Source organism: Vreelandella neptunia (genome assembly GCF_022489065.1).
GTDB lineage: Bacteria > Pseudomonadota > Gammaproteobacteria > Pseudomonadales > Halomonadaceae > Vreelandella > Vreelandella neptunia_A.
On record NZ_JAKVTW010000010.1, the window covers coordinates 100,141 to 115,980 of the forward strand.

The 15,840-nt window shown below is 54.9% G+C and carries 14 protein-coding genes; 3 read left to right on the forward strand and 11 right to left on the reverse strand.

Annotation, left to right across the window (positions count from 1 at the left end; genetic code table 11):
* Positions 1 to 3 precede the first annotated feature (3 nt).
* From MLE19_RS13955 to uraH, 3 genes are read right to left on the reverse strand one after another with little or no spacing between them, the layout of a single operon-like run.
* The gene (locus MLE19_RS13955; RefSeq protein WP_240718779.1) at positions 4 to 738 is read right to left on the reverse strand and encodes a GntR family transcriptional regulator; all 735 of its coding nucleotides are present in this window, start codon (positions 736 to 738) and stop codon (positions 4 to 6) included.
* A 15-nt stretch (positions 739 to 753) separates the two neighbouring features.
* On the reverse strand, positions 754 to 1,956 hold the full coding sequence (locus MLE19_RS13960) for a urate hydroxylase PuuD (protein WP_240718780.1): 1,203 nt from the start codon (positions 1,954 to 1,956) through the stop codon (positions 754 to 756).
* Between the two features lie 11 nt (positions 1,957 to 1,967).
* On the reverse strand, positions 1,968 to 2,321 hold the full coding sequence (gene uraH, locus MLE19_RS13965) for a hydroxyisourate hydrolase (protein WP_240718781.1): 354 nt from the start codon (positions 2,319 to 2,321) through the stop codon (positions 1,968 to 1,970).
* A gap of 160 nt (positions 2,322 to 2,481) precedes the next feature.
* Here uraH and uraD point away from each other — a divergent pair, with 160 nt between their 5' ends.
* Together uraD and MLE19_RS13975 are read left to right on the forward strand one after the other, a co-directional pair.
* Positions 2,482 to 3,018 carry a 2-oxo-4-hydroxy-4-carboxy-5-ureidoimidazoline decarboxylase gene (uraD, locus tag MLE19_RS13970; RefSeq protein WP_240718782.1) on the forward strand — a complete coding sequence of 179 codons (537 nt, stop codon included), beginning with the start codon at positions 2,482 to 2,484 and terminating at the stop codon, positions 3,016 to 3,018.
* 152 nt (positions 3,019 to 3,170) lie between these two features.
* A complete protein-coding gene (locus MLE19_RS13975; protein ID WP_240718783.1) occupies positions 3,171 to 4,541 on the forward strand; it encodes a uracil-xanthine permease family protein in 1,371 nt (456 codons plus the stop codon).
* Positions 4,542 to 4,637: 96 nt separating this feature from the next.
* Here the strand turns inward: MLE19_RS13975 and MLE19_RS13980 are convergent, their stop codons facing one another.
* The 3 genes from MLE19_RS13980 to MLE19_RS13990 all read right to left on the reverse strand — a co-directional run bounded on the left by MLE19_RS13980 (position 4,638) and on the right by MLE19_RS13990 (position 6,685).
* Positions 4,638 to 5,009, reverse strand: a complete 372-nt coding sequence (locus MLE19_RS13980; RefSeq protein WP_240718784.1) for a phasin family protein — start codon at positions 5,007 to 5,009, stop codon at positions 4,638 to 4,640.
* A gap of 180 nt (positions 5,010 to 5,189) precedes the next feature.
* Positions 5,190 to 5,879, reverse strand: a complete 690-nt coding sequence (locus tag MLE19_RS13985; protein WP_240718785.1) for a glutathione binding-like protein — start codon at positions 5,877 to 5,879, stop codon at positions 5,190 to 5,192.
* Positions 5,880 to 5,992: 113 nt separating this feature from the next.
* Positions 5,993 to 6,685, reverse strand: coding sequence for a glutathione S-transferase family protein (locus MLE19_RS13990; RefSeq protein WP_240718786.1), 693 nt, complete (start codon positions 6,683 to 6,685; stop codon positions 5,993 to 5,995).
* Between the two features lie 402 nt (positions 6,686 to 7,087).
* Between MLE19_RS13990 and MLE19_RS13995 the strand changes: the two genes are divergently transcribed.
* Complete coding sequence (locus MLE19_RS13995; protein ID WP_240718787.1) at positions 7,088 to 8,779, forward strand: L-lactate permease; 1,692 nt, start codon at positions 7,088 to 7,090, stop codon at positions 8,777 to 8,779.
* A 94-nt stretch (positions 8,780 to 8,873) separates the two neighbouring features.
* Here MLE19_RS13995 and MLE19_RS14000 read toward each other — a convergent pair whose 3' ends face one another.
* From MLE19_RS14000 to MLE19_RS14020, 5 genes are all read right to left on the reverse strand, one after another.
* The gene (locus tag MLE19_RS14000) at positions 8,874 to 9,398 is read right to left on the reverse strand and encodes a gamma carbonic anhydrase family protein (RefSeq protein WP_240718788.1); all 525 of its coding nucleotides are present in this window, start codon (positions 9,396 to 9,398) and stop codon (positions 8,874 to 8,876) included.
* 34 nt (positions 9,399 to 9,432) lie between these two features.
* The gene (locus MLE19_RS14005; RefSeq protein ID WP_240718789.1) at positions 9,433 to 12,435 is read right to left on the reverse strand and encodes an FAD-binding and (Fe-S)-binding domain-containing protein; all 3,003 of its coding nucleotides are present in this window, start codon (positions 12,433 to 12,435) and stop codon (positions 9,433 to 9,435) included.
* A gap of 18 nt (positions 12,436 to 12,453) precedes the next feature.
* Positions 12,454 to 13,665, reverse strand: coding sequence for a pyridoxal-phosphate-dependent aminotransferase family protein (locus MLE19_RS14010; protein ID WP_240718790.1), 1,212 nt, complete (start codon positions 13,663 to 13,665; stop codon positions 12,454 to 12,456).
* 100 nt (positions 13,666 to 13,765) lie between these two features.
* Positions 13,766 to 14,953 carry a CaiB/BaiF CoA transferase family protein gene (locus MLE19_RS14015; protein WP_240718791.1) on the reverse strand — a complete coding sequence of 396 codons (1,188 nt, stop codon included), beginning with the start codon at positions 14,951 to 14,953 and terminating at the stop codon, positions 13,766 to 13,768.
* A gap of 41 nt (positions 14,954 to 14,994) precedes the next feature.
* Complete coding sequence (locus MLE19_RS14020; RefSeq protein WP_240718792.1) at positions 14,995 to 15,801, reverse strand: enoyl-CoA hydratase/isomerase family protein; 807 nt, start codon at positions 15,799 to 15,801, stop codon at positions 14,995 to 14,997.
* Between the last annotated feature and the right edge of the window lie 39 nt (positions 15,802 to 15,840).

Consider the following 15,840-nt stretch of genomic DNA (forward strand, 5'->3'; position numbering starts at 1 on the left):
CCCTTACCCGCCAAATATCTGCTGCAAATCCGGCACGTTCTCTTCCTCTTCGACCATCGATAGTGACGCTTCGATAGCTTTTAGGTGGCGGCTCATAAAGGCCTTGGCGCGCTCGCCGTTTCCTGCTTCCAGGTAGCCAATCAGATCGTCGTGGTCGTGGGATTCGCAGCCCAAATGACCACGGTGGCCGTAGACGGCCAAAATCAGCGATGAGCGCGAGCAGAGCCGCTCGACAAACTCTGCCAGTGTAGCGTTGCCTGAGAGCTGAGCGAGGCGCACGTGAAAGTCGGCCGATAGCCGGATAGCTACGCTCTGCTGGCCGCTACGTAGCGCTTGGCGCTCCTGACGGGCCATCTCGCGCAGTTCTGCTGCTTCCTTTTCGCCCATGCGCCGCGCCACATCGGGCATTAGCCCGCACTCAATTAATTGGCGGGCATCGAACACGTCCTTGGCTTCATCGGCGGTGGGCCGGGTAACGCTTGCGCCGCGGCGTGGAGTGAGCGTGACTAATTGCTCCAGCGCCAGACGCTGAAGGATTTTACGAATACCGGTGCGGCTAATGCCAAATACGTCTGCCAGCGCATCTTCACGCAGCCGCGAACCGGGCTTCAAGCGCTGCTCGACAATCGCATCGCTCACGGCACGATAAATTGTCTCGTGGCGTTCATCGCCTTCTTTGCTCTCTTTGCCTTCTTTAACAGAAGCGCGCCGCTTTACCGGCGCCTGCGCATCACTCATAGCTGGCCTCTCTGATCACTCCTCCCAAGCGGCAATGATATCGCGCTCTTCGTCACTCATGTTGGTCATATTGCCTAGCGGCATATATTGGCTGGCGACAACCTGTTGAATCTGCGCCTTATGGCCCAGAATCTCATCCCAATTACCGAAAGCAAACCCTGCGGGCGGCGCTGAGAAACCAGCATGTTCAGGATCACGGGCATGGCACTGCACACAGTGCTGCTCTATCAACCCAGTGATTTGCGCCTGGTCTGGTCCTTCCATGCCGTCAGTGCCGCCCGGCGATGACGCACTGGGTGCGGCCACCCAAAACGCTAACAGAATAAGCCCTACTCCAAAGGCGGGATACGCGGGTTGGGTTTTGCCTGCATGCATCAGGACAAAGAACTGACGGATCAAGGCACCGGCAAAAATAAACAGCACCATCACAACCCATGCAAGCTCATGGGAGTAGATAAACGAGTAGTGATTACTCACCATCAACAGAACGACCGGCAGCGTGAAGTAGGTGTTATGCACCGAGCGCTGCTTGCCGCGCTTGCCATCCAGCGGGTTGGGCGCATCACCTGCTTTCATCGCCTTCACCATGCGGCGCTGGCCGGGAATGATCCAGAAGAAGACGTTCGCCGACATCGCCGTCGCCATCACCGCACCCGTGAGCAGGAAAGCGGCACGGCCGGTAAACATTTGCGTGCTTAGGTAGGCAACGATCACCATCATGACCGCAACCGCCACACTGAGCAGGCCGTCACGATCCATATTGGGGCTAATGCGTTTGCACAGCTCGTTGTAAACCACCCAGCCGCCCAGCAAAAAGGCTAGCGCCAGCAAGTTAGCCTGCCAGCCTGTCAAGTTAGCGGCCCACTGCCACTCACTGTTGGGGTTGACCAGATAGAAGCCCGGATTGACCATATACAGAATAACGAACAGCGCAAAACCGGAAAGCCAGGTGGTGTAGGCTTTCCAGAACGACCAGTGCAGATCATTGGGCAGTTTGGCAGGTGCCGTGGCGTACTTCTGGTTGTGGTAGAAACCACCGCCATGTACCGACCACATTTCGCCAAACACGCCCTTGTCGCGGTCTTCCTCCGCCTTTGGCGTGCGCAGGCTGTTATCCAGCATGACAAAGTAGATCGACTCACCGATCCAGGCGATCGCCGCAATCACGTGCAGCCAGCGCAATAATAGGTTAACAAAATCAATAATATAAGCTTGCATGCCCGGCCCTCTTAACTACCGCGGTAGGTTGAATAGCCATAGGGTGAAAGCAGCAGCGGCACGTGATAGTGCTGGCTGGCATCCGCGACGCCAAAGCGCAACGGAATAACATCTAAAAAGCGCGGCTCATTAGCTTCCACGCCTTGGGCGCGCAGGTAGTCACCGGCATAGAACACCAGCTCGTACTCCCCTGCCGTTAGTGCATCTCCCTCTACAATGGGGGCATCGCAACGGCCGTCGCTATTGGTGATGACGGTACTCAGATGTTGGCGCTCATTATCTGTAAGGCGGAATACTTCAATAGTAATTCCCTGACCGGGCTGTCCTTTAGCGGTATCCAGTACGTGGGTGGTTAAACGTCCCATAGCCACTCCTTATTGATAGCGTTTTATTGATAGCGTTGTTTGCATTATTTGACCATTTGGTCAAAGAGTACCTTTGATGCTATTTATTGTATACAGTAATTCCATCCTCGCACATTGTGAATCAACGACGCTTTAAAATTGCCCGCTTAGGAGAGTGCCAGTGCCTACATCCAATCCATTACTGCTTTCACCCGCGCCTAGCAAGTGCAGCCTCGAGATGCTTACCCATCACTATGGGGATGTTTATGAGCACTCACCTTGGGTAGCCGAAGCTGCTTGGCAGCATGGCCTGACTGAAGCCCATGACGCACCCGACGCTCTGGCCGAGCTTATGGGACTTATGCTGCAGCAGGCGAGTAGCGAACAGCAAATCAGAGTGATCCAGGCGCACCCTGACTTGGCAGGCAAAGCCGCCATGTCGGGTGAACTCACGCAAGACTCAACCAGCGAACAGGCAGGTGCAGGGCTCGATCAGTGCAGCCCTGAGGAGTTTGCGCGCTTTGAATACCTCAATGAGACCTATAAGGAAAAATTTGGCTTTCCCTTTGTGATCGCGGTCAAAGGGCTAAATCGACACGCTATTTTGGCAGCCTTTGAAGAGCGACTGAACAACGACGCTGTGACGGAACGGCAAACGGCGATTGAGCAAATTATCCAGATTGCGCGCTTTCGTTTAGTGGCCCGAGCCGAGCAATAAACAGCTACTCATAACCGCCGGGTAGCTCTCCAACGTTACATATAGGTCGCTATTCGCCAAACGGGCTATTGCATTTATTTCTTGTATACACTTTTATTAGTTAATGGATGCAAGAAGTAAACAGTGCCACTCACAGCGAATAAAGGCTCTTTATGTCCTCTCCGCCCGATGCTCAAACGCGGCCTTCGCGTACGATTAACCAAAACCCCGACGCGATGCCGCCGCTTTCCAAAGCGATTCCACTTGGCCTCCAGCACATCATGGCGATGTTTGCAGGCAACGTTACCCCGCCGATCATTATTGCCGGTGTTATTGGTGCAAACCCAGCGGAACAGATCTTTTTAATTCAGGTAGCGCTGTTTGTCGCTGGGGTATCAACGTTAGTACAGACCATTGGTATCGGGCCAATAGGGGCTCGCTTGCCGATTGTGCAGGGCACCAGCTTTGGCTTTTTGCCCGTTGCACTGCCGCTAGCCAAAGCGTTTGGCCTGCCTGCCGTGCTCGGTGCCTCGTTTGTGGCAGGACTTCTGCAAATTGTGCTCGGTGCATTTTTAAAGAAGATTCGTCACTGGTTCTCCCCGGTAGTCACGGGCATCGTGGTGCTGCTGATTGGCATTACACTGATGCCCGTCGGCCTTAATTATGCGGCTGGAGGAGTGGGCGCGGATGACTTTGCGTCACCGGGTAACTTGCTACTGGCGCTCTTTGTGCTCAGCGTCACCATTGCTGTTCATCAATATGGCCGTGGCTTTATTAAAGCGTCATCGATTCTGTTTGGCTTGATGGCCGGGTATGCGGTTGCCATTGCCCTTGGCAAGGTTGATTTTACCTCGTTAAGCAACGCCGCCTGGTTTGCACTACCCAAACCATTGGAATATGGCATGACATTTTCGGGCACTGCGATCATCGGCATGACGCTGATCATGTTCGTGGTTGGGCTAGAGACGATTGGTAATATTTCGGCAATTACCACCACCGGCGCTGGCCGCCCCGCAAAAGATCGTGAGCTTTCTGGCGGCGTGATGGCCGATGGGGTCGCTACTTCATTTGCAGCCGTTTTCAATACGCTACCCAATACCGCTTACGCCCAAAATGTCGGGCTAATCACCCTAACCGGCGTGGTCAGCCGACACGTGGTCACCATTGGAGGATTACTATTAATCGCCATGGGGCTATTTCCCAAGTTGGGTGGCTTGGTGGCGGCCATGCCCCCTGCGGTACTGGGCGGTGCGGGCGTGGTGATGTTCGGCATGATTGCTTCGGCAGGGCTTAAGATCATCAAAGAGTGCGAGCTGGACCAGCGTAATATGTTGATTATCGCCGTATCGCTGAGCTTGGGTATCGGCCTGCCTGCGGTTGAAGCAATTTCAGAAACAATGCCTGGTCAATTAGGTCTGCTGCTTAAATCGGGTTTAGTGCCTGCTGCACTGGCCGCTTTATTTTTAGACGCCGTTTTACCGGGTAAGCCAGACCGGCGCACCAAGCTGGCTGATGCAGAAGCTGATGCGACGCGTAAACAGTAATCACACCGTTTTACGCTAAAAGAGATACAAAAATGCCGCACTCATAAATGGGTGCGGCGCATTGAGCGACTTATTCGCTAATGCATGCTAGCAAACTTACTGCTTCGCTTTTTCCACTGCATTCTTGGTGGTTTCTTCTGCCTGCTTCTGGCTGTCTTCAGCAAAGCTTTGGCTGATTGACGTCACTTTTTCTGTGTCGCCTTTTACTCGCTCCATGAAATCACTCGCCGTTTTCTGCTGGCTTTCCATGGCTTTTTTGAAACTGTCGGCATCTTTCACATCAAGCCAGGTACGCGCTTGTGAAATCGCCATGTCTGAGTAGGCACGAGCGGCGTCCAGCTGTGCACTGATTAGCTGATCGTAATAATCAAGCGCGGTCAGCGTGTAGGAACGCATAGGTGATACAAAAACAGACTCGAGCTGTTGCTTGGTTTTCTCGGTAGTTGCTTTATTAGTACTGCTGTTCATCAGTATATCTCCTAGAGTGAGCTAGCACGTAAACTCGCCTTGATTAGGCGGTTCTTAGCCAGGCTTTTGCCTCTGCTGTCCTTAAAGCTAGCAGTGCTTTTTGTGCAGCGCAACATGATTTTTACTCATGCTGCGCTTGCTCACAAACTGATCATCAGAGATATTATTTGTACGCCGCGACTAGCGGTTACCGAACAAGTGCTTACGCGCTTGCTCATCCATTTCCACCCCCGCTTGCGGGTTTACTTCTTCGACTAAGGAGTAGGCACGTCGTACTGCTGGGCGGGCTTTCATCATGTCAAACCAACGCTCCAAGTCAGGAAACTCTTCAATCGTTTGACGCTGCTTCTCCCAAGGCACAATCCAAGGGTAGATCGCCATATCGGCAATAGTGTAGTCATCACCGCCCACATAGGTGTGATTTGCCAGGCGCTGATCTAACACGCTGTACAACCGATTGGTCTCGCGCACGTAGCGCTCAATGGCGTACTCGATTTTTTGCGGGGCGTAGTGGCAAAAGTGATGATTTTGGCCTGCCATCGGCCCTAACCCGCCCATTTGCCAGTGAAGCCACTGCAGCGCGATATAACGCTCACGGCCCACCGACGGTAAGAATAAGCCGCTCTTATCAGCGAGGTACTCAAGGATCGCGCCAGACTCAAACATCGACAGCGGCTGGCCGCCATCCTGAGGCGTGTGATCCACAATGGCAGGGATTCGATTATTGGGCGAGATAGTGAGAAATTCAGGGTCGAATTGCTCACCTCGGCCAATGTTAATCGGCTTCACTCGATACGCCAGTTTGGCTTCTTCGAGCATGATGGAGATTTTGTGGCCGTTGGGTGTTGTCCAGTAGTACAGGTCAATCATTGCCATCTCCTTTAAGAAAACGTCGATTTACGCATTAGCGAGCATATCAAGGCTTTCTACCTTAATCAGGCGACACCACATAGCGCTGGTGGCATCGGTGCCGCCATTGTGCGTTATAGTTCGCGCACAGTCAGGGCTTTGCTTGCTAAGCCATCATGTATGTTCAGCATCCGCTTGAACCACTCATCAACCGGGTCGCCAGGCTCTACGACGGCCTGTGTCGACACAACATGCGCCCACATCATGCTGCCGAACAGCAGGTAATCCGAGCCGCTTGGCGCATCACCGTCTAAAAATGCGCTATCACGCAGCAGGTCACGTACCGGTGCCAGCGCCTGTTTTAGCTGCTGCTTACCCTGGTCAGGCTGATGAAACTCTTCTAGCGTGCAACCAAACCGGGCTTCACGGGTTTCGCGGAAATAGGCGCGGTCATCTGGGTGCACTGCGGCGAATAAATCCATGCCGATAATGCGGAAAAGCGCCGGATTCACGCTGCGCTCAACGAAGTATTTGAACAGTAAGACCCGCTGATAGCTGATGCCTTCGCCCAGTACAGGTGCCTCAGGATAGGTCTTATCCAGATAGCGCATAATGTCGAAGCTGTCGGTGACGACTTGATCACCATCGCAGAGCACCGGCACTTTGTCGTAGTCGGCAAACTCCAATGCTTGTTTATCTAGGAATCGCCATGCCACGGTGGTGAATTCCAAGCCTTTATGAGCAAGCGCCATACGCACGCGCCAGCAGTAAGGTGAGAAACGTAGCCGTTCATCTCGTCCGCACAGGTCATAGAGCTTTATTGCCATCACTACCGCCTTCTAGTTGAGAATACCGTTGGTAAAAATGCTTGTGATAAGTGCGGATAAAAAGTGGTTAGCAAACCTCTTTACCCGCGTTGCGTAGCTAAACAATGAGCCCAACAATCTAACCGTGCAAGAGACGCTGCTCTGCACTGTCTATTAGTCTAATGGGCCGGACGATCCCCCAACGTAACAAAAAGCCTTAAAATCATTTAGAAACAATAAATTAAACAAAAACCATGCACATAAACTTATGTTCAAAACGAGCGTTGCACTGGTAAGACCAATTTTCCAATGTAGTCATTGCTTAAGCCTAAACGTATCTTTCACATACACCCGACTGGCGACACAAAACCCAGACGGTTATTGCGGAGCATACCAAATCAATAACAAGGGGCAGTTCCTTCCATGAATGAAACGATACTTGCACTTCTGGCCTTCTTGCCGCTATTGATGGCCGGTATTTTACTCATTGGGTTTAAAATACCGGCCAAGATAGCGATGCCTCTCGTCTTCCTGACCGCCGCCATTATCGGCTTAACCGCTTGGGATATGTCGTTTAGCCGTGTAGCGGCGTCGACTATCCAAGGCTTGATCCAAACCGCAGGTCTTCTGTGGATCATCTTTGGCGCCATCTTGCTGCTTAACACCCTTAAGCACTCCGGTGGTATTACCGCTATCCGTAACGGCTTTTCAGGCATCAGCCCGGACCGCCGTGTGCAGGCGTTGATTGTTGCTTGGCTGTTCGGCTGCTTTATCGAAGGCGCTTCCGGCTTCGGTACGCCAGCGGCGGTTGCAGCACCATTGATGGTCGCCCTCGGCTTCCCGGCCCTGGCGGCGGTGGTCGTGGGTATGATGATTCAGTCAACGCCCGTTTCCTTCGGTGCGGTGGGTACGCCTATTGTAGTGGGCGTAGGTAGCGGCGTAGACCGCGCTGGCATTACCGCCCAGCTTGATTCGGTCGGTTCCAGCTGGGATGTGTTCTTCCAGCTCATCACCAGCGAAGTGGCGATTACTCACGGTATCGTGGGGATTTTAATGCCGTTGATTCTGGTCACCGTGATGGTGCGCTTCTTTGGCGCCAATAAGTCATGGAAAGAGGGGCTGTCGATTACCCCCTTCGCTATCTTTACCGGCATCTGCTTTGTCGTGCCTTACATGCTGGTTGGCGTGCTGCTGGGGCCTGAGTTCCCGTCGATGATCGGTGCCATGGTGGGTCTGGCGATTGTTGTTCCGGCCGCCAAACGTGGTTTCCTGCTACCTAAAGACACCTGGGATTTCCCGGAAGAGAGCGCCTGGCCAGACGAGTGGATCGGCAACCTGCAAATCAAGTTGGATGACGTTGTTGGCAGAGCACCGATGTCGACCTTTAAAGGCTGGGTGCCTTACGTGCTGCTGGCACTCTTCTTGGTGGCTTCACGTACCATTGAGCCTCTGCGTGTCGCGCTGACTTCTATCAACCTCAGCTGGAATAATATCCTCGGCGAAGCGGGCGTTAGCGGTGGCGTGCAGCCGCTGTATCTGCCGGGCGGCATTATTATTGCCGTGGTTATCATTACCTACTTCCTGCACCGCATGAACCCGCAGAAGATCAGTGCAGCGGTATCAGAATCTACCAAAACCATTTTTGGCGCAGGCTTCGTATTGATCTTTACCGTGCCAATGGTGCGCATATTGATCAACTCCGGCGTCAATGGTGCTGACCTAGTCTCGATGCCTGTAATGATGGCCCAGGCGGTCGCTGATAGCGTGGGCGGCATCTATCCGTTCTTTGCTCCCGCGGTCGGGGCGATGGGTGCCTTCATTGCAGGCTCTAACACGGTCTCTAACCTGATGTTGGCAGAGTTCCAATTCAGCGTTGCTGAAACCCTCGGCCTATCAACTGCCATGATGATTGCCCTCCAGGCAGTCGGTGCGGCGGCGGGTAACATGATCGCCATTCACAACGTGGTCGCGGCTTCTGCCACGGTGGGCCTGCTCGGCCGGGAAGGGGCGACGATCCGTAAAACGATCCTGCCAACGATCTACTACCTCATCTTTACCGGCATCATCGCGCTTATTGCGTTCTACGTGATTGGCGTAACGGATCCGTTAATGTGACCATGAAGTAGTACTGGCTGTAATAACGATGCTAGAAACGCAAACCCCTAGGCCAAGGCCTGGGGGTTTGCTATTTAGCACAGCGGGTTTTGCGTTAATCGATACGCTTTAGCTGCTGACTATGGAGTTTGCCGCGCTCTACGTAGCTTTGAGCATTCTGCTTCAGCCCCGCCACCACTTCCTCGGAAAGCTCCCGCACCACCTTGGCCGGCGAGCCAACGATTAACGAGTTGGGCGGAAACACCGCGCCCTCCTTAATAAAGGCACCGGCTCCCACTAGGCTATTCTCACCAATCACCGCACCGTTCAGCACTACCGCCTGAATACCGATCAGGCAGCCGTCACCGATGGTGCAGCCATGCAGCATCGCCTGGTGCCCGACCGTAACGCCTTTGCCTACCTTGAGCGGAAAACCTGGGTCAGCGTGCAGCACGGCGCCATCCTGAATATTGCTCTCTTCACCTACTTCAAGGTGGTCGGTATCACCGCGCAACACGGCTTGATACCAAACGCTTGAGCGCGCCTTTAACGTCACCTGGCCGATAACATCCGCCGTTTCCGCAATGTAGACGTCGTCGTGAACCTCTGGGCGATGCTCGCCGTATTGATAAAGTGCCACGTTAACCTCCTGGGTTGTTATTGGTGTTCCGCCTTCAGGCTAGCGCCTGTTCCAGCAATCGAGCAACGTGAATCGCTTCGCGGCCACTTCCATCGTGAATCTGATGGCGACAGCTCGTGCCATCGGCAATCAACACGGCGTTGCTATCCGCTTTTCGAATCGCAGGTAAAAGCGAGAGCTCCGCCATTTTCAGCGAGGCGTCGTAGTGCTCCGCTTCATAACCGAAGCTACCCGCCATGCCACAGCAGGAGGACTCAATCGTTTCGACGGTGAGATCAGGAATCCAGCCCAGCACCTGCTCAACCGGGCGCAGCGCATCAAAGGCCTTTTGATGGCAGTGACCATGCAGCAGCGCCCGCTCGTAGTTCAGCGGCTTTAGTTCGAGAGGAAGCTGATTCTCGGCCCGCGCCTTGACCAGAAACTCCTCAAACAGATAGGCGGAGGCCGATAGCGCCTTCGCTTCCTCACCAAAACCGTACTGCAGGAACTCATCGCGCATGCTGAGTAAGCAAGAGGGTTCCAGGCCGACTATCGCCACGCCGCGCTCTACAAACGGCATCAGGTGCTCAAGGGTACGCTTGGCCTCCGCTTTGGCTTTATCAAACTGCCCGGAAGATAAGTAAGTACGCCCACAGCAGAGCGGCCGTTGGCCCTTGGTCGCATTGAGGTGTACAAGGTAGCCCGCCGCTTCCAGCACCCGCTTGGCCGCTTTGGCGTTATCACCTTCCATATAGTTATTGAAGGTATCCACAAACAGCAGCACTTCGCGCTCAGAGGTGACTGGCTGCCGAGACGCCTCGGCACTAGCGAGGAAATTCCCGTTAAACATCGGCAGCGAGCGCTGGGGCGCCAGCTTTAACGCCTGCTTGATCTGTTTAGCCAGGAACGGCACCCGCTCAACGCCATTCACCAGTGCAGAAAACTTACTGGCCCAGGGTGCATAGCGCGGCATCTCACCGACCATACGATCACGCAGCGATAAACCTTTGACACGGGCGCGGGCGGTACGCGCCTCTATCTTGAATTTGGCCATATCGACGCCGGTGGGGCAGTCACGCTTGCAGCCTTTGCAGGAGACGCAGAGATCCAGCGCTTCTTTGACATCGTCGCTGGCCAGCCCTTCATTGCCCAACTGCCCCGAAAGCACCAAGCGCAAGGTGTTAGCGCGCCCGCGAGTTAGGTGCTGCTCATCTTTCGTTACACGGAAACTCGGACACATGGTACCTGCATCAAACTTACGGCAGTGACCATTGTTGTTACACATCTCCACCGCCATGGCCAAGCCATGGGTGGCATCACCGCCGGAACCTGGCGCGGTTTGCTCGCCCGTTAACGGGTCGCGCTTCACATTCCAGGCGGACCAATCGAACACCGGGGTAAGCGGGATGGTGGTATAACTCGTCGGAAAACGAAAATAGCGCTCGTCATCCATTTTGGGGGTATCGACAATTTTGCCGGGGTTGAACAGGTTTTCAGGGTCAAACAACTGCTTTATTTCGCGGAAGGCATTGTTGACCGTTTCGCCAAACTGCCACGCCACCCACTCACCACGGCAGATACCGTCGCCATGTTCGCCGGAGTAAGCGCCTTTATATTCGCGGACTAATGAGGACGCCAGCTCGGCGATTTCGCGCATTTTTTCGGCGCCATCCCGGCGCATATCGAGGATTGGCCGCACGTGCAGCGTGCCAACGCCTGCGTGGGCGTACCAGGTACCCTCCGTGCCGTAGCGGTTGAAAACCTCGGTAAGTTTGTCGGTGTACTCGGCCAGGTGCTCAAGCGGTACCGCGCAGTCTTCGATAAACGAGACCGGTTTACCGTCGCCCTTCATGCTCATCATGATGTTGAGCCCAGCCTTGCGCACGTTCCACAACGCTTTCTGCTCAGCGGCCTCGGGCATATCCACTACGCTGCCCGGCAGACCTAAATCACCCATCAATTCATTTAGGCCACGCAGCGCCTCAAGCTGCGCTGCGTGGTCGTGACCGGCAAACTCCACCAGCAAAATCGCTTCCGGCTTGCCAATCAGTGCCTTCTCAATCACCGGGCGGAACGCTGGGTTCTCCAGCGACAGCTCGATCATGGTGCGGTCAACAAGCTCCACCGCTGTGGGGCCCAGTTTGACGATATGCTGGGTGAAATCCATCGCCTGATAGAAGGTCGGGAAGTTCACCACGCCCAGCACCTTCTGCTCGGGCAGCGGTGACAGCCTGAGCTTAATACGCTGGCTGACACCCAGCGTGCCTTCCGAGCCCACCAGTAGATGGGCCAGATTGGCGCGGTGGTCTGGGTCGTAGGGCATCGGGTTCTGGCAATCGAACAGATCCAGATTGTAACCACCGACCCGCCGCAATACCTTGGGAAAGTGATCACGAATTTCAGGGCCTACCCGCTCCGCAATCGCCCTCACTTGTTGGGCAAGGCGCTGCTCTCGCGAGCCCTCTGCGAAGGTGTCAACGAAACCAAAACTCGCCGCGCTGCCGTCGGCCAATAGTGCGTCCACGCCCAGCACGTTATGCACCATGTTGCCGTAGAAGATCGAACGCGACCCGCAGGAATTATTGCCTGCCATACCGCCGATGGTGCACTGGGCGCTGGTAGAAACGTCGACCGGATACCAGAGCCCGTGGGGCTTAAGCCATGCGTTGAGATGATCAAGCACCATGCCTGGTTCGACCACTACAGTGCGCGCCTCGGCATCGAACTCAACGATTTCGTTAAGCCAGCGTGTGGTGTCGATCACCAGGGCTTCACCGACGGTTTGGCCACACTGGCTAGTGCCCGCGCCCCGGGCCAAGATCGGCACCTTGGCATCACGGGCGATATCCAGGGCGATTTTAAGGTCTTCCTGATGACGTGGAATCACCACGCCTACCGGGGTCACCTGATAAATCGAGGCATCGGTTGAATAGCGCCCCCGAGTGGCCCGATCAAACAGCACCTCTCCCGCCATTTCTCGGGATAACCGCTCGGCGAATTCGCCGAGCGGTTTAATCTTGGCATCACGGGACGGGTATTGGTTCGTCAGAGACGTCATGTGGCTCTCCCCCGTCGTTTAGCGCTCGCTTGGGTTAAGCGGGTTAGCCCCAAAGTAGTCCAGCGCTGCTGTCACGCCACTGCCTTTGAGATTAACGCCGGATAGTTTCATGCCCGCCTCACAGCCGCCCAAGGTGGCAATCAGCGTTAAATCGTTGCAGTCGCCCAAGTGGCCAATACGGAACATCTTGCCCTTGGCCTTACCCAGCCCCATGCCTAATGAAAGGTCAAAACGCTCATAGATAATCTTGCGCACCGCATCCGCATCGACGCCTTCGGGCATCACCACGCCGGTCAGCACCGGCGAGTAAACGGAGGGATCTAAACACTGGATCTCAAGACCCCACGCCTCTACCGCCGCGCGGATGCCAGCGGCCCAGCGTTGGTGGCGAGCCAGCACGTTGTCCATGCCCTCATCCAGCAGCATATCCAGCGCTTCATTCAGGCCATAGAGCAGGTTGGTGCTGGGCGTGTAGGGCCAGTAGCCGTTCTTGTTGGCTTCGAGAATTTCATCCCAGGCCCAGAAGCTTTTGGGTAGTTTTGATTGTTTGCTGGCTTCAATCGCTTTTGGCGACAGCGCATTAAAGCTAATGCCGGGAGGCAGCATCAAGCCTTTCTGCGAGCCAGAGACGGTGACATCCACGCCCCACTCATCATGGCGGTAGTCGGCGCTGGCCAAGCCGGAAATGGTATCGACAATCAACAGCGCGGGGTGGCCCGCCGCATCGATGGCTTTGCGCACGGCAGCGATGTCGCTGGTAACGCCAGTAGAGGTCTCGTTATGCACCACACAGACCGCTTTAAGCTCGTGGTTGGTGTCCTCTTTCAGGCGCGCTTCGATCATGTCGGCCTGAACACCATGGCGCCAGCCTTCATAGCCCGGCAGCCCCAGAAACTCAGGCTGTACGTCCAAACGCAGGGCCATTTTGTGCCATAGCGTGGCGAAGTGGCCGGTCTCAAACATCAGTACCCGATCACCTGGTGACATGGTATTGGCCAGCGCCGCTTCCCAGGCACCGGTACCGGACGCCGGGTAGATAATCACCGGGTTCTCGGTTTTGAAGATTTTTTGAATCTTGCTCAGTAGCTCAAGCCCTAATGCACCAAACTCAGGCCCGCGGTGGTCGATCGTGGGCAGGCTCATCGCCCGTAAAATACGGTCTGGCACCGGCGAGGGGCCAGGAATCTGCAAAAAGTGACGGCCGGACGGATGAAAATTAAGCTTTAACATGATGAGGTTCCTGTTTGTTGTTGTCAGGCTAAACGTTGGCTCTGCCGATTAGCGTTATTCAAAATGGATAATGAATGCAATTACTCACATCAAAAAAGCGCTATTTGATACATCCTTCAGCACGTAACGCATCAAGCTCATCGCCAGAGAAGCCTAAGCTGTCGAGCACTTCATCGGTGTGCTGGGCAAAGAGCGGCGCCGGGCTGCGGATTTGCGACGGTGTCTCTGAGAATTTGCTCGGAAACCCGATGGTTTTCATTTTGCCGATAACGGGATGCTCCATCTCTTGCACCATACCGCGCGCTAAGTAGTGCTCATCCTGCATCGCCTGGGCGAAGTCGTTGATTGGCCCGGCGGGCACGCCAGCGCTGTCACACAGTGCTAACCACTCATCGACGCTTTTATCCGCCATTAGCTCTTCCAGCAGCGCTTCCAGCGCCTCAACGTTCCGGCCACGGTCTTGGTTTGTGATAAAGCGTGGGTCTTGCATAAGCTCTTCGCGCTTTAGTACATCCTGACAGAAGCGCTCCCAGGTGCGCTGGTTGGCACAGCCAAGCATCAAGAACCCATCGCTGGCTTTAACGGCCTGATAAGGCGCGGAAACGCGGTGGCGCCAGCCCGTAGGCCCCGGCACGGTACCTTCAGAGAAGTAAGCCGCCGCCTCCCAGGTAAACCAGGGCAGGCCGCATTCGGTGATTGCGATATCAATGTGTTGGCCAGCGCCGGTTTTCATCTTGTGGATACAGGCCGCTAGAATCGAGTAGACCGCCGTCAGCCCTCCGCCAATATCGTAAACCGCAATACCGGTTTTCAGCGGACGCTTACCCTCCTCCCCGGTCATCGACATCAGACCTGTCATACCCTGAGCGACCAGGTCGAAGCCCCCTTTATGACTATACGGCCCGGTTTGGCCATAGCCAGAAATAGAGCAGTAAACGATGCCAGGGTTGATCGCTTTGATGGTGTCGTAATCGATCTCCAGCGACTTGGTCACCCCAGGTCGGTAGTTCTCAACGATGACATCCGCATCAGCGGCCAAGCGGTAGAAGATTTGCCGCGCCCGTTCGTCTTTAAGGTTCAGCGAGATACTTTTTTTGTTGCGGTTAATCTGTGAAAAGCAGGTCGATTCGCCATTCACGTAAGGCCCCATTTGGCGGCTATCGTCTCCGCCATTGAGCTTCTCGACCTTGATAACTTCAGCGCCCATATCGGCCAGCACCATGGTGCAGTAGGGGCCAGCCATAATTTGAGACACATCCAGCACTTTTATATCTTGTAGGGGAAGCATGCGCTCTCCTCCTAAGTAGAAGTTTTAAACGCTGTCCAACGTTAGTGGCCAGACCACTCAAAGGGCGTTTTATTGACAAATTTATCCACCGCCGCGGCGAAATCTCGGCTCATATAGCAGGTGGTTACCCAATCGTCGCTGGCATCGGCTGGAAGACGGCGCTGCTCTATCGCTCTGCCAATCAGTGCCTTACTGGCCTGCAGCGTCAATGGCGCTCGCTTGGCAAAGGCTTCTGCCAGCGTGGCCACTTCTTCGTAAATTGCATCAGCGTCAAACAGCTGATTGACCAAACCTGTAGCTTGAGCTTCGTCCGCGCCGAACAGGCGCGCCATCATCAGCGCTTCTTTGGTGCGGGCAACGCCAAGCATGTCGATCATGCGTGAAACGTTATTAATCGAAAGCGTATTACCCAGCGTTTTGGCAATCGGCACGCCAAACTTCATCGTTGGGGTGGCGTAGCGAAAGTCGCACACCAGCGCCAGTGCGGCACCGCCACCGACACAGGCACCTTCAATCAGCGCCAGGGTTGGCTTGGGAAAGGCTTCCAATTTGCCTACTACGCGGTCAATGCGTCGTTCGTAGCCAATCGCGTCTTCTGGCTTACTAAAGCCTGAAAATTGGCTGATGTCGGTACCGGCGACAAAGGCTTCACCGCCAACGCCGTGAAGCACTACGGCATACACAGTGTCATCCTCGGCCAACTGGTCGCAGTGCTTTTCCAGGGCGTCGTACATCTCCCAGGTCATCGCATTGCGACTCTGGGGCCGGTTAAAACCAATCCAGGCCACGCCATTGCGAACGGAAAACGTGACGCTCTGGGCAGGCTGTGATTCGTCAAGATGGCTCATGTTCGTCTCCTGTTTGGGCATGGTGCCGGGCTAATAACA

Coding starts and splice junctions, on each gene's coding strand:
- MLE19_RS13955 (WP_240718779.1), bottom strand. CDS start 738: ATGAGTGATGCGCAGGCGCCGGTAAAGCGGCGCGCTTCTGTTAAAGAA.
- MLE19_RS13960 (WP_240718780.1), bottom strand. CDS start 1,956: ATGCAAGCTTATATTATTGATTTTGTTAACCTATTATTGCGCTGGCTG.
- uraH (WP_240718781.1), bottom strand. CDS start 2,321: ATGGGACGTTTAACCACCCACGTACTGGATACCGCTAAAGGACAGCCC.
- MLE19_RS13975 (WP_240718783.1), top strand. CDS start 3,171: ATGTCCTCTCCGCCCGATGCTCAAACGCGGCCTTCGCGTACGATTAAC.
- MLE19_RS13980 (WP_240718784.1), bottom strand. CDS start 5,009: ATGAACAGCAGTACTAATAAAGCAACTACCGAGAAAACCAAGCAACAG.
- MLE19_RS13985 (WP_240718785.1), bottom strand. CDS start 5,879: ATGATTGACCTGTACTACTGGACAACACCCAACGGCCACAAAATCTCC.
- MLE19_RS13990 (WP_240718786.1), bottom strand. CDS start 6,685: ATGGCAATAAAGCTCTATGACCTGTGCGGACGAGATGAACGGCTACGT.
- MLE19_RS13995 (WP_240718787.1), top strand. CDS start 7,088: ATGAATGAAACGATACTTGCACTTCTGGCCTTCTTGCCGCTATTGATG.
- MLE19_RS14005 (WP_240718789.1), bottom strand. CDS start 12,435: ATGACGTCTCTGACGAACCAATACCCGTCCCGTGATGCCAAGATTAAA.
- MLE19_RS14010 (WP_240718790.1), bottom strand. CDS start 13,665: ATGTTAAAGCTTAATTTTCATCCGTCCGGCCGTCACTTTTTGCAGATT.
- MLE19_RS14015 (WP_240718791.1), bottom strand. CDS start 14,953: ATGCTTCCCCTACAAGATATAAAAGTGCTGGATGTGTCTCAAATTATG.
- MLE19_RS14020 (WP_240718792.1), bottom strand. CDS start 15,801: ATGAGCCATCTTGACGAATCACAGCCTGCCCAGAGCGTCACGTTTTCC.